The 13,720-nt window shown below is 61.9% G+C and carries 14 protein-coding genes and 1 tRNA gene; 10 read left to right on the top strand and 5 right to left on the bottom strand.

What is annotated here, in order from left to right; translation table 11 throughout:
• Window positions 1-244: 244 nt before the first annotated feature.
• Window positions 245-1,441, top strand: a complete 1,197-nt coding sequence (locus tag J4D28_RS05960) for an amino acid aminotransferase (protein WP_009048088.1) — start codon at window positions 245-247, stop codon at window positions 1,439-1,441.
• Window positions 1,442-1,575: 134 nt separating this feature from the next.
• Window positions 1,576-1,770 carry a hypothetical protein gene (locus J4D28_RS05965; protein ID WP_009048087.1) on the top strand — a complete coding sequence of 65 codons (195 nt, stop codon included), beginning with the start codon at window positions 1,576-1,578 and terminating at the stop codon, window positions 1,768-1,770.
• Window positions 1,771-1,776: 6 nt separating this feature from the next.
• Here J4D28_RS05965 and J4D28_RS05970 read toward each other — a convergent pair whose 3' ends face one another.
• Window positions 1,777-2,010: a hypothetical protein gene (locus J4D28_RS05970; RefSeq protein ID WP_016704923.1), complete on the bottom strand. Its 234-nt coding sequence runs from the start codon at window positions 2,008-2,010 to the stop codon at window positions 1,777-1,779.
• 270 nt (window positions 2,011-2,280) lie between these two features.
• Here J4D28_RS05970 and J4D28_RS05975 point away from each other — a divergent pair.
• Both J4D28_RS05975 and J4D28_RS05980 read left to right on the top strand, forming a co-directional pair.
• Window positions 2,281-2,356: transfer RNA gene (locus J4D28_RS05975), tRNA-Asn, on the top strand.
• A gap of 562 nt (window positions 2,357-2,918) precedes the next feature.
• On the top strand, window positions 2,919-4,076 hold the full coding sequence (locus J4D28_RS05980) for an MFS transporter (protein ID WP_016704924.1): 1,158 nt from the start codon (window positions 2,919-2,921) through the stop codon (window positions 4,074-4,076).
• Between the two features lie 54 nt (window positions 4,077-4,130).
• Here J4D28_RS05980 and J4D28_RS05985 read toward each other — a convergent pair whose 3' ends face one another.
• Complete coding sequence (locus J4D28_RS05985) at window positions 4,131-5,669, bottom strand: nucleobase:cation symporter-2 family protein (RefSeq protein ID WP_009048084.1); 1,539 nt, start codon at window positions 5,667-5,669, stop codon at window positions 4,131-4,133.
• Between the two features lie 239 nt (window positions 5,670-5,908).
• Here J4D28_RS05985 and J4D28_RS05990 point away from each other — a divergent pair, with 239 nt between their 5' ends.
• Window positions 5,909-6,328: a hypothetical protein gene (locus J4D28_RS05990; RefSeq protein ID WP_009048083.1), complete on the top strand. Its 420-nt coding sequence runs from the start codon at window positions 5,909-5,911 to the stop codon at window positions 6,326-6,328.
• A gap of 61 nt (window positions 6,329-6,389) precedes the next feature.
• Window positions 6,390-6,812, top strand: coding sequence for a DUF4952 domain-containing protein (locus J4D28_RS05995; RefSeq protein ID WP_009048082.1), 423 nt, complete (start codon window positions 6,390-6,392; stop codon window positions 6,810-6,812).
• A 12-nt stretch (window positions 6,813-6,824) separates the two neighbouring features.
• Here J4D28_RS05995 and J4D28_RS06000 read toward each other — a convergent pair whose 3' ends face one another.
• Window positions 6,825-7,661, bottom strand: coding sequence for an arylamine N-acetyltransferase (locus J4D28_RS06000; protein WP_016704925.1), 837 nt, complete (start codon window positions 7,659-7,661; stop codon window positions 6,825-6,827).
• A gap of 187 nt (window positions 7,662-7,848) precedes the next feature.
• On the opposite strand from J4D28_RS06000, the gene J4D28_RS06005 reads away from it, so the two are divergent.
• Window positions 7,849-8,439 (top strand): GNAT family N-acetyltransferase, encoded by a 591-nt coding sequence (locus tag J4D28_RS06005; RefSeq protein WP_016704926.1) that lies wholly within the window; start codon window positions 7,849-7,851, stop codon window positions 8,437-8,439.
• A 3-nt stretch (window positions 8,440-8,442) separates the two neighbouring features.
• Here the strand turns inward: J4D28_RS06005 and J4D28_RS06010 are convergent, their stop codons facing one another.
• A complete protein-coding gene (locus J4D28_RS06010) occupies window positions 8,443-10,005 on the bottom strand; it encodes a sensor domain-containing diguanylate cyclase (RefSeq protein ID WP_009048079.1) in 1,563 nt (520 codons plus the stop codon).
• Between the two features lie 257 nt (window positions 10,006-10,262).
• Here J4D28_RS06010 and J4D28_RS06015 point away from each other — a divergent pair, with 257 nt between their 5' ends.
• The gene (locus J4D28_RS06015; protein WP_009048078.1) at window positions 10,263-10,751 is read left to right on the top strand and encodes a hypothetical protein; all 489 of its coding nucleotides are present in this window, start codon (window positions 10,263-10,265) and stop codon (window positions 10,749-10,751) included.
• A 52-nt stretch (window positions 10,752-10,803) separates the two neighbouring features.
• Here J4D28_RS06015 and J4D28_RS06020 read toward each other — a convergent pair whose 3' ends face one another.
• The gene (locus J4D28_RS06020) at window positions 10,804-11,658 is read right to left on the bottom strand and encodes a LysR substrate-binding domain-containing protein (RefSeq protein WP_009048077.1); all 855 of its coding nucleotides are present in this window, start codon (window positions 11,656-11,658) and stop codon (window positions 10,804-10,806) included.
• 94 nt (window positions 11,659-11,752) lie between these two features.
• Between J4D28_RS06020 and J4D28_RS06025 the strand changes: the two genes are divergently transcribed.
• Window positions 11,753-12,391, top strand: a complete 639-nt coding sequence (locus J4D28_RS06025; RefSeq protein WP_103330843.1) for an FMN-dependent NADH-azoreductase — start codon at window positions 11,753-11,755, stop codon at window positions 12,389-12,391.
• A gap of 225 nt (window positions 12,392-12,616) precedes the next feature.
• Window positions 12,617-13,618 (top strand): tRNA dihydrouridine(20/20a) synthase DusA, encoded by a 1,002-nt coding sequence (gene dusA, locus J4D28_RS06030; RefSeq protein ID WP_103330844.1) that lies wholly within the window; start codon window positions 12,617-12,619, stop codon window positions 13,616-13,618.
• Window positions 13,619-13,720: the final 102 nt, after the last annotated feature.

Consider the following 13,720-nt stretch of genomic DNA (forward strand, 5'->3'; position numbering starts at 1 on the left):
GTGCTGGATGTGGAGGCAAATTCCACAGCTTTCAAGGTAAAGCTCCCAAGCCCCTCTACGACTTTGACGTTGCAATAAGACTAACGGTCGAAAAATAAACCGAAAAACTTGCCGGAAAAGCCCTTTCAGCTGTCGCCGCGCACAGTGATGGCCTCTATACTAGCTCCCCGTTTGTGCACCGCTCTAGTGCATTCGGCTGGAGCGCGACACGTCCCTCCACACTCCATTCAGAGCCGCCGTAATAATGAGCCTGTTCTCCGCTGTCGAAATGGCACCACGCGATCCTATCCTGGGCCTCAACGAAGCATTCAACGCCGATACCCGTACCAACAAGGTCAACCTGGGGGTCGGTGTTTACTGCAACGAGGAGGGGCGAATTCCACTCCTGCGCGCCGTTGTCGAAGCCGAGACGATCCGCGCCGCTCAACATGCTTCCCGTGGCTACCTGCCGATCGACGGTATCGCCGCCTACGACCAGGCCGTGCAGAAACTGCTGTTCGGCAACGATTCGCCGCTGCTGGCCGCCGGTCGCGTGGTTACCACCCAGGCCGTCGGCGGTACCGGCGCACTGAAGATCGGTGCCGACTTCCTCAAGCAGCTGCTGCCTGACGCAGTCGTGGCCATCAGCGATCCAAGCTGGGAAAACCACCGCGCGCTGTTCGAAACCGCCGGCTTCCCGGTGCAGAACTACCGCTACTACGACGCCGCCACCCACGATGTGAACCGCGTCGGCCTGCTGGAAGACCTGAATGCCCTGCCAGCCCAGTCGATCGTGGTCCTGCACGCCTGCTGCCACAACCCGACCGGCGTCGACCTGAGCCCGGAAGACTGGAAAAACGTGCTGCAGGTGATCAAGGCGAAAAACCTCGTGCCGTTCCTCGACATGGCCTACCAGGGCTTCGGTGACGGCATCGCCGAAGACGCCGCCGCCGTGCGCCTGTTCGCCGAATCGGGCCTGACCTTCTTCGTCTCCAGCTCGTTCTCCAAGTCGTTCTCGCTGTATGGCGAGCGCGTTGGCGCCCTGTCGATCGTCAGTGAGTCGAAAGAAGAAAGCGCGCGCGTGCTGTCGCAAGTCAAACGCGTAATCCGCACCAACTACTCCAACCCGCCGACCCACGGTGCAAGCATCGTCGCCGCGGTGCTCAACAGCCCGGAACTGCGCGCCCAGTGGGAAGCCGAACTGGCCGAAATGCGCCTGCGCATCCGCGGCATGCGCCTGCAGATGGTCGACCTGCTGGCCAAGGGCGCGCCACAGCGCGACTTCAGCTTCGTCGCCCGTCAGCGCGGCATGTTCTCCTACTCCGGCCTGACCGTCGATCAAGTGACGCGCCTGCGCAACGAGTTCGGCATCTATGCCCTGGACACCGGCCGCATCTGTGTGGCCGCGCTGAACCAGAGCAACATCGACGTCGTGACCAAGGCCATCATCCAGGTGATCTGAGCCACGTGCGGTGAATGAAAAGGGGGAAGCCTGAAGGCTTCCCCCTTTTTTGTGGGCCGCCCTCGCCGGCCGGATGCCCACTAGACTGAATCCAGCTTTCCTTCTTCCCCATCGCTTCCCTATCGAGAATCCCCATGAGACACGACGACCTGCGAGCCGACCGCGACGAACTGGACCACTTCCCCCGCCCGCAGAAACGCGAAAAGAACCTGGTCCTGCAAATTGCCCTGGGGGTATTTCTAGGCGGCCTGGCGCTGTGGCTGGTACAACTGGCCGCCACATCGCTGGCCGCGAAGTTCATGCTGGGCACCTTTACCTTCGGCGGTTAAGGGCGCTCAACCGGCCAGTTCAACGCTGCGCTGGCTAGCGGCATCATCGAACGCCACATACAGCGACTCGGCGACCTGGCCCTTGATGGCCTTGGTGCTTTCCAGCCCCAGGACAAAACCCTCGGCCTTGCCACCTGCACGGTTCAATTCAGCGGCCGATCCGGCCTGGGTAATGGCGTCCCACAGTTTCATGGCCTGGGGACCGACGCCTTTGGGCAGGCTGATTTGCTCGATGCTCATAGGGCCTCCTCAGACAGAGGCGACAGGGCAAGCACTACGGCGGGTAAAAACTTGAACAGGGTCATGAGCGTTACCTTTTCGGCGAGAAGCCGGGAGCGCGTGAAACCACTGCCGGGGCGCCATGGTAGACCTGTGCCGCGGTTCCGGTAACCGCCAACGGGCAAATAGCCGCGGATTGGCGTCGTGACCAGGACCAAACAAGCCCACCCAAGCCAAACTTTGTTTTTGGATGCTTGACTTCTCCTTTTTAATCAGTAAGATACGCCGCATTCCGCGATAGCTCAGTTGGTAGAGCAAGTGACTGTTAATCACTGGGTCCCTGGTTCGAGTCCAGGTCGTGGAGCCATATTCCTACACTGATTAGCCAGCAATACTTCCAGGAGCGCCCTGCTCCTACGGCGAATCAGCTCAGCGTCACCCTCCCCCAAGATCGATTCACCGCATGCCAGATCGGCATGCGGATAGGCGTTTGCGCTGCGCCCGATTCCGGCCTGTCTCCGATTGCCTGACGCCAGCGCCTGAAGTAGGCTGTGCCCCTTCTCACGCCAGCCGTCACGACTCATGTTTTTTCCCGCACAGTCCCATCACAGTTTTCTCTCGATGAGCCCATCGCAGACCTTCGCGATGTCGCAATCCGACTGCGCGATCAATCGACGCCGCCGCAGCGTGCTGTTCGCCTTCACCTTCTCCCCTCACGCCTGACGCCACCGTTGCGTCCGAACCCGGCGCGGAGCTGATGCCGCAGCGGCCCTTGCCCGCCGCGTACCGATCCATCCGCCGCTTTGCACCGCAGACTCCCGGCCCGGCCTACGCCTGCGTAAGTCGAACCGGAACCCTGCCCGAACCAAAGCGCCGCGCCACCGCAAACCGTCTTTGAGCGCCCGACTCGTCGGGCGCAGGTGTCTTCCATGAACAAAACCCTGTTGGCCGCGCTGATCCTCGGCATCTCGATTGTCGGCCTGAGCATCGGCTCCACCGTGCCGGTCATTGCCTTGCGCCTGTACCAGGCCGGCGCCTCGAACACCCAGATCGGCATCATGTCGGCCCTTCCCGCCGCCGGCATGATGCTGTCGGCGTTCCTGGTGAACGGCCTGTGCCAGCGACTCAGCCGCCGGCAGATCTACCTGCTGTGTTTCAGTCTGTGCGCCCTCAGCATCGGCGCCCTGGAAATCCCCGGGATCAGCCTCACCGGCCTGGGGCTGGCGCGGATCGTCATGGGCTTCGGCGCGGGGCTGATCATTATCCTGGGGGAAACCTGGGTCAACGAGATGGCCACGGACACCGTGCGCGGGCGGGTGATCGCGGTCTACACCACCTGCTTCACGGTGTTCCAAATGATTGGCCCGGGCCTGGTGGCCCTGCTCGGCACCGAAGGTCCAGCAGTGATCGCCAGCGTCAGCACGGGTTACCTGCTGGCCATTGCGGTGATCTGGCTGACCCTGCCACGCCAGCGCCCTGTCGCCGCCCACGCCGAGAACAAGAGTTTCTCGGTACTGGGCTTTATCCGAGTGGCGCCGGCGCTGTGCGTGGGCATCCTGTTCTTCGCCTTCTTCGATACGGTGGTTCTCTCGCTGTTTCCGGTCTACGCCGCGACTCACGGCTACGCCATCAAACTCGCGGCGCTGATGGTCAGCATCATTCTGCTGGGGGATGCGGCGTTCCAGTTTCCCCTGGGCTGGCTGTCGGACAAGGCCGGACGCGCTGCCATCTACCTGGGCTGCGGCGTGGTGTCGCTGGTGATCGGCCTGGGGCTGCCATTGCTGATGAACTACCCGGCGCTGCTCTGGCCGAGCCTGGTGATACTCGGCGCGGCGGCCGGCGGGGTGTATACCCTGGCGATCATCCTGATCGGCCAGGAATTCAGCGGCCCCGACCTGGTCACGGCCAACGCCAGCGCGGGGTTGTTGTGGGGTATCGGCAGCCTGCTGGGGCCGCTGCTCAGCGGCGCCGCCATGAGCGGCAGCGCCCACGGCCTGCCCTTGGCGCTATCAGCGGCCGCCGCCGTGGTGGTGCTGTTCGCCTTGTCGCTGGTCCGGCAAGGGCTGCCGGACCGGGTCGCGGAGTAACCAGCCGCCAGCCTGGACTGATTGCGTCCAGCCTGGCGACTCGATCAACCGGCCCTAGACCTTGCTGGCTTGGGCCGCGCCCGAGGCATGGGCCGAGGACTGATGAGCAGCCGCAGAGTGCTCGCCATGGGAGGTATCCAGCACCGGGATCTCATTACCCTCGGCATCGTGCAGCTTGCCGCCGCTGAAATAATCGCCTTCACGCAGCGCCGCCAGGTCCTGGTAACGCAGGGTGCGCTCGGACGCCACGGCGAACACCGACTGCTGATCCGAGTTGCCCAGGGTGAAGTGGTTGAACGTCAGGTTCAGCGCGATGGCCATGATCGCCGACGAGCTGATGCCGGAATGGAAGATGGTGGCGAACCAGCTTGGGAAATGATCGTAGAAATTCGGCGCAGCGATGGGAATCATGCCGAAGCCAATCGAGGTGGCGACGATGATCAGGTTGACGTTGTTGCGGTAGTCGACCTTGGACAGGGTCCGGATACCGCTGGCCGCCACGGTGCCGAACAGCACGATACCGGCACCGCCGAGCACCGAGGTCGGTACGGCAGCAATCACCCGCCCCATGAACGGCAGCAGGCCGAGGATCACCAGGAACACCCCGCCGGTGGCCACCACATAACGGCTCTTGATCCCGGTCACCGCCACCAGCCCGACATTCTGGGCGAAGGCGCTCTGGGTAAAGGAACCGAAGATCGGCGCGATCATGCTCGACAGCATGTCGGCGCGCAGGCCATTGCCCAGACGCTTGGAGTCAACCTTGGTGTCGATGATCTCACCCACCGCGAGGATGTCGGCCGAGGTCTCCACCAGGGTCACCATGACCACGATGCACATCGACAGGATGGCGGCGAAATGGAAGGTCGGCATGCCGAAATGAAACGGCGTCGGGAAGCCGAACATCGGCCCCTGGGTGACCATGGAGAAATCGGCCATGCCCAGGAACACCGCGATGATCGTCCCCACCACCATGGCCAGCAGGATCGACAGCCGCGAGATGGTCGCGCTGCCGATCTTGCTCAGCAGCAACACCAACACCAGGGTGATCGCCGCCAGGCCGATATTGGCCATGCTGCCGAAGTTTTCCGCATGGCTGTTACCACCCATGGCCCAGCGCGCGGCCACCGGCATCAGGGTCAGGCCGATGGTGGTGATCACGATGCCCGTGACCAGCGGCGGAAAGAACTTGGTGATGCGTGAAAACACCGGAGTGATCAGCAGACCGATCAGCGAGGCGGCGATCACCGCCCCGAGAATCGACTGGAAGCCCCCTTCGCCACCGCTGCTGACAATCGCCACCATGGTCGCCACGCCCGAGAAGGACACGCCCTGGACCAGCGGCAGCTGACAACCGAAAAACGGCAGGCCGAGGGTTTGCAGGAGTGTCGCCAGGCCGCCGGCAAACAACGACGCCGCGATCAGCAGACCGATGTCCGCCGGGGCCAGGCCGGCGGCCTGGCCGACGATCAAAGGCACCGCAACGATACCGCCGTACATGGTCAGAACATGTTGCAGGCCGTAAGCCATATTCGCGCCAAGACCGAGGTTTTCATCTTCAGGCCGCTGCGGTGAAACGGAGGGCGTTTTCATGGTTGGGGGGTTCCCTGGTTTTTGTTATGGGGCACACTGTATTCAACAGTAGAGACAAATGTCTATAGAGTTGTATACACTTTATTCGACACAGCCCAACCTCATAAAACCGCGATACCCGATAACCCGCCCCCGCCTTTCACCTGCCGAACACTGCGCCAGACACCCTGATAGAATCCCCCGCCTCCAAAGGGCGCCTACCCAGGCAACGCCCTTCGTCTACGCATGGAAGCGCTTGAATGAATCATCTCCGCAATAGCTTCAGCCTCGCCTATGGCAGCTTCCGCACGGTCGTGGCCTTACAGGGTTTTGTCCTGGCCATGTACAGCGCCAGCTTCACCGACAGCCTATGGCAAGGGTTCTGGGCTGGCCTGGGGACCTTTGCCCTGTTCGTCGCCGGCGGCGCGATATTCGGCTTTCTGCCCATGGCGCTGGTGTTTACCCCGCTGTACGCCCTGCTCTGCGCCAAGGGCCTGGCCAATTGGCTCAGCAGCCTGCTGCTGGGATTGACGATTGCCGGAGTGCTCTGCCTTCACCCTGCCTTGCGTTTGCTGATGCCGCTCTGGCTGCTGGACAGTGCATTGATTGCGCTGCTGACTCACTGGACGTATCGCCGACAGCTGAAGGATGGTGATGAGCAGATGCCTTTATGGCGTTGACCCTGAGCTGCCCGGGGGCCTTGCTCAGCAAAAGACTGCTCAGCCTGGAAGGAATCGCCACATGAACAGATGCCTCTCGATCCTGATCAGCCCTGCATTGTTGATACTGGCGTCCAGCGCCCAGGCCGCGCCGGTCTGCGGCGATTTCCTGGTACAAATCGGCAACAAACCCACCTATATCGAGTTCCTCGAATGTCACGCCGAACCCGAGTTGCAGACCAAGCCGCTGCGCGCCACCTATCGCCTGGCAGGGCGTGATGCCCAGGCTGCCGAACGCTACCTGGGCGAGCAGTTCCGGATGCCGCCCCTGCGGCGCTCCTGTTGTGTCTGGGATGCGCCGCCTGGCTTCTACCGCGACCCGCGCAACCAGTTGGGCTACAGCGTGTTCATGGGGTCGGCGGAAACCTTCGTCGATCGCCGCGAAGCCTGGGGGGATATCGACTATTTCTATCTGACTATCGACCTCGACACCGAGGAACCCTGAAGCCCGGACCGATCAGGCCGATTGCGGCACTGCCAGCAATTCGCCAAGGACCTCTCGCAGCCGCGGATGCTGCGGAACCCGAATGGCGAACTCGTTCTGCAACAGGGCAATCAACTCGTCGGGGTCGGTGATCTGCCGCCGCTCGCTGTCCTGGCCCAGGCGATGCACGGCGTAGCTGCCGTTATTCAGGGTCCGGCGCAGGCCTTCGCCCATCAGCGCGACTTTCAGCTGACCGAGAAACGGCGAGTTCTTGTGGGTCGAGACGAACCAGTTACCCATTTCGTAATCCACGGCTTCCTGCCGCTGCAGGTCGAATACATACATCGCCCGCCACTCGCCGGCGACCTTGGCGCGCAGGGTGTAGCTGCCATCACGCTGGGTGATGCGATAGGGCTCGTGGGGCGTGGCCTGCTCGTCCTCGGTATCGAGCAGCAGCGGCGCGGTGGGCACCATGCCGCCAAAGCCGACATCCGAAACATAACGCACGCCGTCCAGGGTCAGCAGCACCAGGCGGTGAGCGCGCGCGGACCAGGCATCTTCCGGCCCGCCCATCACCACCCGCCCGGTAATGCCGCGCGCCTCGTAACCCAGGTGCTGCAACAGCACCTGGTACATCTGGTTGAGTTCGTAGCAGTAACCGCCACGGCCCTCATGCAGGACCTTGTGCTCCACCGAAGCCAGGTCGATCGGCACCGGCACGCGCAACAGGGTCGACAGGCTTTCAAAAGCGAAGGTGCTGGTGTGGCGCAACTGCAGCTCGCGCAAGGTCGCCAGGGTCGGTGGCGGTGCACTGTCATAGCCGAGCCGTTGCAGGTAAAGCGCGAAGTTCATCAGGTGGGGCTGACTCATGGGGTTGTCCTTATGCATGAGGTGTCGCATATCGGCGCTATGTATAAGCCATTAATGCCCCGAACTGACAATTGATTTGGCCAATATCCCTGCTCGAAACAGCCCATTAATGGACCTTGCCAAGGCTTGGGCGTGTGCCTGTAATAGGCGGCCGAAGCCCCCTCCATCACTGCCGGAAAAACCTGTCATGGAAACACTGGAAGGCCCGCGAATCCTCCTGCGACCGCTGCAACTCTCCGACGCCGACGCCCTGGTCAAGGCCGCCGAGGATGGCCAGTTGTGGAACCTGCCGTTCACCGTGGTGCCGTCCAGCGAGACTGTGAACGATTACTTGCAGATTGCCCTCGGCGGCCGCGATGCTGGCACAGTCCAGCCCTTCGCCACCGTCCTCAAGGCCAGCAACGAGGTGATCGGCTGCACCCGCTTCTGGAAGATCGACCGCAAGAACCGCAAGCTGGAAATCGGCAGCACCTGGATCGCCACGCGCTGGCAGAAAACCTTCGTCAACACCGAAGCCAAGTACCTGATGCTGCGCCATGCCTTCGAGGTGCTCGGCTGTGTGCGAGTGCAATTCACCACCGACGAAATCAATGAGAAATCGCGCAACGCCATCCTGCGCCTGGGAGCCAAGCAGGAAGGCATCGTGCGTCATGAACGGATCATGCCCGATGGGCGCAAGCGCAACTCGGTGCGCTTCAGCATCATCGACGATGAGTGGCCACAAGTGAGGCAACAGCTCGAACGCAAGCTGGGCTACCCGGATCAGGACCAAGCCTGACTGTCAGCGGTCCGAGCGCGCCAACGGCTGGTTGACGCTCTCGATCGCCACCTGATTGCGCCCGGATTTCTTGGCCTGATACAGCGCGGCATCGGCGTGTTCGAGGAACGCCTCGATGCTGTCGCGCCCGCTCGGCACGAAGCAGTAGCACCCCAGGCTGAGAGTGACCCGGCCAAAGGGCGAGCCGGTGTGCGGGATGTGTTTTTCCATGACGCTGCGACGAATCTGCTCGGCCATGGCGAGGGCGCCCGGCATCTCGGTGTCAGGCAACAGCACCACGAATTCCTCCCCGCCATAACGCACCACCAGGTCGGCCTTGCGCTGACAGCAATCCCTCAGCACCTGCGCCACCTCGGCCAGGCACTGGTCTCCGGCGACATGGCCGTAGGTGTCGTTGTAGCGCTTGAAAAAATCGATATCGAGCATGATCAGGCTCAGCGGGCTCGCCTGCCGCCCTCCACGCCCGAACTCGGTCTCCAGCGCCCGCTCGAGCAGCCGGCGATTGGCCAGGCCGGTCAGGCTGTCATGGGTCGCGATCACCTCCAGCGCCGCCTGCGCGGCCCGCAGGTCCGCCTCGATGCGTTCGCCGTTGCGCAGCTGATGCACGAACACCCAGCCGAACAGGCCGATGCCCAGCACCACCAGGGCGACAATGGCGCTGGACTGGTAGGCGCTGGCATACCAGTCCTTGAGGACCGCATCCTTCGAGCTGGCCGCGCCTACCACCAGCGGGTAGGCCTCCAGCTGGCGATAGCCGTAGAGCCGCATCTTTTTGTCGACCAGCGAGCGAATCATCGCAGTGCCCGAGGGCGCCTCGGGCAAGTACTTGCTGAAAATTTCCCCGCGCGCCAGGGACGCGCCGATCTGCCGCTCCTCCAGCGGGCGCCGCGCCAGCAAGGTGCCATCGGACAGGGCGAGGAACATGGTGCCGCTGTCATCGATATCGAAGCTTTTGAAGAACTGGTCGAAATAGGCCAGCCTGATGCCGGCCAGCAATACGCCCTCGAAATTGCCCTGCCTGTCGTTCAGCCGCCGTGTCAGCGGAATGATCCACTCACCGTTTTCCCGGCTGCGGATCGCCGGCCCGACATGAGCCAGCAAGGAAGTGTTCTGCTGATGAAAGCGGAAGTAGTCCCGATTGGCCACGCCTTCGCCGCGGGGCAAGCGATCGAACGAGGTGACCACCCATTGCCCCGTCCGGTCGAACAGGAACAGCCCATGCATCTGTTTGAGCGCCTGCGCCCTCTGCGCAAAGATCTTCTGCAGGAAAGGCTTCTGCGCCGGGCCATAACCGTCCTTCTGAATCCAGTCGGCCAGGCTGGCCAGCACCAGGTCGGCCTCAATGAAGGTGTCCTCGGCCTGTTGCGCCATGGCCCGGGTCAGGTTCGACGAGGCGACCTGCGCCCGCGCCATATCGTAGTGATAGGACTGCGCCAGCTGCAGATAAAGCAGGCCGCACAGGCACAGGCAAACCATCGAAATGAATACCACCGCGGCCTTGAGCAGCGGCAGCCGCTTCAAGGTTCGATCGGAAGAATGGTGAGGATCGTGAATCGGGATAGGCAAAGCATCATCCTGGCAAGGTAAGGCATGCGATGCAGCCGGGCTGGCCAATCCTAAGAGGTAATAGCGGACAATTCAGGGTGGCACCGTCTGAAAATGTAGAGCATTTTTCTGATGCCCATCAGGGATATATAAAAAACACCTCGTCACAATACAAGCATCGTCATCCAGTAGAGGGTTAGGAATCGCTGGTCACCGTCCGCCAAGGTAAAGTACCTTCCGAGACTACACTTACCCTCACATCACGATAGGAAATCGGAATGAGTAAGGTCGATGAACTCGCCGCAAGGCTGAAACAAAAACAGGACAGCTGGGCCAAGGAAGACATCTCGGCAGACAAGGCCATCGAGCTGTGGCCTGCACAGGTCTATGAGATGTACCACCAGGTCGAGACCTGGCTGACACCCTTGTCAGAGGTCGGCCTGAATATCCGGCGCGTCCCCACTCGCGTGTTCGAGAGCCACTCCTCTGGCGCCACCTTCAACTATGCCATCGATCAACTGCTGATCGAGGGCAACCATAAAAGCATCCTCCTCGACCCCATCGCCCGCTTCACCAGCGGTGGCGCCGGGCGTGTCGAAATCCATGGCAAAGGCCCGGAGCGCTACATGCTGCGCAGCGGCAGCGAGCATGGCGAGGGGCACTGGCTGATCCAGACGGTTCCAGGTCCCGGTAAAACCAGGCCGGACCCGCTCGAACTCAATGAAGACACCCTGCTGTCGGTGATCCAGGAAGGTCTGGATCTCTGACCTTCGCTCAAGCGACTGCCCCTTCGGGCAGTCGCGCCGCTGAGGCCGACGGCTAGACCCGCCGCGCCGCACAATAGGCCACGATTACCTGGGACAACGCAGCCACTATGCCCTGATCGGCATCTTTGGCCGTGAACAACCGAAACTCCGCATCGGGCAATGCCGGCAAGCCATGCTCGGCCCCTAACACCGCAAGCCCCTGCCCCACCTGACTCGTCGCTATCGGCGCCACCGCAAACCCGGACAGGGCGGCCGTGCGCAACGCCGCGTTGCTGGGGCAAAGCATTGCCGTACGCTGGGCGATTCCCGCTTGCGCCAGACGCTGCAGGGCCACCGCCCGATAAGGGCATGGCTCGGGAAACAGCGCCAGCGGCAAGGGTGTCGGCAAGCGCCCGACCAGGTACGCGGAACTGGCCCATACCAGCGGTTCCTGCCACAGCAGCAGGCCCGACTCACGGGTTTCACACAGCGAACCGATGACCACCTCAAGACCGCCCTGCTGCATGCGCTCCAGCAGCGTGCCGGGAATATTCACTTGTATATCGATTTCCATGCCCGGGTACTGCGCCGCGAACTCCTGCAAAAGGCGCAGCAGGCGGGGCTCGACAAAGTCCTCGGACATGCCTATCCGCACCCGGCCGTGAAACGGCGAACGCGTCAGCTCGGCCCAGGCATCGCGGTTCAAGGCGAGGATGGCGCGGGCATAGGCCATCAGGCGCTCGCCATCGGCGGTCAAATGCTGGGAACGCGTGGTACGGGTCAGCAACGGCTTGCCAACCTGCTCTTCCAGGCGCCGCAGATGCCCGCTGACCGCCGACTGTGTCAGGTGCAGCCGCTCGGCGGCACGGCTGAAGCCTTCCTCGTCCACCACCGTCACAAAAGTCTTGAGCAACAGAACATCGAACATATAGAGATACGTGATCAATCAGCCATTTATTTACGATTTATATTCCGCCAAGCGCTATGTTGCAATGCCGGCATTCCTCCTCCGAGATGCCGTCATGACCCGCCTGTTGCATATCCAATGCTCCCCCCGCAAAGAGCGCTCCGCCTCGCAACAAATCGCCCGCGGTTTTATCGACCGCTACCAGACCCACCATCCCCACACCGAAGTCAGCACCCTGGACCTGTGGAGCCTGGACCTGCCGGAATTCGACCAGCACGCCATGGACGCCAAATACACCGGCCTGCAAGGCATAGCCCTGTCCCCCGACCAGCAAGACGCCTGGAGTACCCTCGAAACCCTCGCCGCCCACCTGCACAACGCCGACCTGCTGGTACTTTCCGTACCCCTGTGGAACTACAGCATTCCCTACAAGCTCAAGCACTTCATCGACCTGGTCACGCAGAAAGACATCCTCTTCAGCTTCACCGCCGAACACGGCCTGCGCGGCCTGCTGCACAACAAAACCGCGGTCGTCGCCTACGCCCGCGGCCTCGACTTCTCGCCGCAATCCGACACACCAGCAGAGCGCTTCGACTTCCAGAAGCCCTACGTCGAGGCCTGGCTGAAGTTCGTCGGAGTTACCCAGGTGCACGCGTTGATCGTGGAAAAGACCATCCTGGGATATGAGGTGGATCAGGCGGCGCGGCAAGAGGCTGGGAATCGCGCCAGGGAGTTGGCAGATTGCTTCAAGTGATTCAAATGCAGCGAAAATTCGCCTAACCAAGCAGCTATCGGACCAAACAAAAAAGCGGGCAACCTTAAGGCTGCCCGCTTTTTATTACCCTGCCGCTGTTCATACAACCGACCGGAATATAAGAAACGAAGACCATTCATCCTCCTGGTACGCGCGCCCTCCCAACCCCGGAACGCCATTCCTGATAAACTTCTCCTCCTTCGCCTCACCCATCCAGATTGCCCAATGCTCTTATCTCCTGCTCCAACTGCTTCGCCAGTCCTTTCTCGCCGCTTCTCTGTGGCGCCGATGATGGATTGGACTGACCGCCATTGCCGCTTCTTCCTGCGCCTGCTGTCCAAGCATGCCCTGCTCTACACCGAGATGGTTACCACTGGTGCGTTGCTCAATGGCGATCATGAGCGTTTTCTGCGTCATGACGAGTCCGAGCATCCCTTGGCGTTGCAGTTGGGTGGCAGTACGCCGGCGGATCTGGCGGCTTGTGCGCGGATGGCGCAGGAGCATGGTTACGATGAGGTGAACCTCAACGTTGGCTGTCCGAGCGATCGGGTGCAGAACAATATGATCGGCGCGTGCCTGATGGGGCATCCGGGGCTGGTGGCCGATTGCGTGAAGGCGATGCGCGATGCGGTGAGCATTCCGGTGACGGTCAAGCATCGGATCGGCATCAATGGCCGCGACAGTTATGCAGAACTGTGCGATTTCGTCGGCCAGGTGCGTGAGGCCGGGTGCACCAGCTTTACCGTGCATGCGCGGATCGCGATTCTTGAGGGGCTGTCGCCGAAGGAAAACCGTGACATTCCTCCCCTGCGTTATGATGTGGCGGCGCAGCTGAAGGCGGACTTCCCCGAACTGGAGATCATCCTCAACGGCGGCATCAAGACCCTGGAAGCCTGCCATGAGCACCTGCAGACTTTCGACGGGGTGATGCTGGGCCGCGAGGCCTATCACAACCCGTATCTGCTGGCGGAAGTGGATCAGCAGTTGTTCGGCAGCACGGCGCCGGTGATTTCCCGAGCCGAGGCGCTGGCGCAGTTGCGGCCTTATATCGCCAGGCACCTGGCCACGGGTGGCGCCATGCACCACATCACTCGCCATGTATTGGGGTTGGGCACTGGTTTTCCGGGGGCGCGCAAGTTCCGCCAACTGCTCTCGGTGGACATCCACAAGGCCAAGGATCCGCTGGCGCTGCTGGATCAGGCGGGGCAGTTGCTCGAAGGTCGCTAACGGTCGCGCGGGTTGAACCTGACGGGTGTTTTGGCATCGTAGTAAACGGATAGCGCCCCAGCATTCAAACACCTGTTTTTCAGGTTGTTGCCCTTGGGGCTT

It is taken from the genome of Pseudomonas sp. GW531-T4 (assembly GCF_017349615.1).
GTDB classification, from domain to species: Bacteria; Pseudomonadota; Gammaproteobacteria; order Pseudomonadales; family Pseudomonadaceae; genus Aquipseudomonas; species Aquipseudomonas chlororaphis_I.

Coding starts and splice junctions, on each gene's coding strand:
- J4D28_RS05960 (WP_009048088.1), top strand. CDS start 245: ATGAGCCTGTTCTCCGCTGTCGAAATGGCACCACGCGATCCTATCCTG.
- J4D28_RS05965 (WP_009048087.1), top strand. CDS start 1,576: ATGAGACACGACGACCTGCGAGCCGACCGCGACGAACTGGACCACTTC.
- J4D28_RS05970 (WP_016704923.1), bottom strand. CDS start 2,010: ATGAGCATCGAGCAAATCAGCCTGCCCAAAGGCGTCGGTCCCCAGGCC.
- J4D28_RS05980 (WP_016704924.1), top strand. CDS start 2,919: ATGAACAAAACCCTGTTGGCCGCGCTGATCCTCGGCATCTCGATTGTC.
- J4D28_RS05985 (WP_009048084.1), bottom strand. CDS start 5,669: ATGAAAACGCCCTCCGTTTCACCGCAGCGGCCTGAAGATGAAAACCTC.
- J4D28_RS05990 (WP_009048083.1), top strand. CDS start 5,909: ATGAATCATCTCCGCAATAGCTTCAGCCTCGCCTATGGCAGCTTCCGC.
- J4D28_RS05995 (WP_009048082.1), top strand. CDS start 6,390: ATGAACAGATGCCTCTCGATCCTGATCAGCCCTGCATTGTTGATACTG.
- J4D28_RS06000 (WP_016704925.1), bottom strand. CDS start 7,661: ATGAGTCAGCCCCACCTGATGAACTTCGCGCTTTACCTGCAACGGCTC.
- J4D28_RS06005 (WP_016704926.1), top strand. CDS start 7,849: ATGGAAACACTGGAAGGCCCGCGAATCCTCCTGCGACCGCTGCAACTC.
- J4D28_RS06015 (WP_009048078.1), top strand. CDS start 10,263: ATGAGTAAGGTCGATGAACTCGCCGCAAGGCTGAAACAAAAACAGGAC.
- J4D28_RS06020 (WP_009048077.1), bottom strand. CDS start 11,658: ATGTTCGATGTTCTGTTGCTCAAGACTTTTGTGACGGTGGTGGACGAG.
- J4D28_RS06025 (WP_103330843.1), top strand. CDS start 11,753: ATGACCCGCCTGTTGCATATCCAATGCTCCCCCCGCAAAGAGCGCTCC.
- dusA (WP_103330844.1), top strand. CDS start 12,617: ATGCTCTTATCTCCTGCTCCAACTGCTTCGCCAGTCCTTTCTCGCCGC.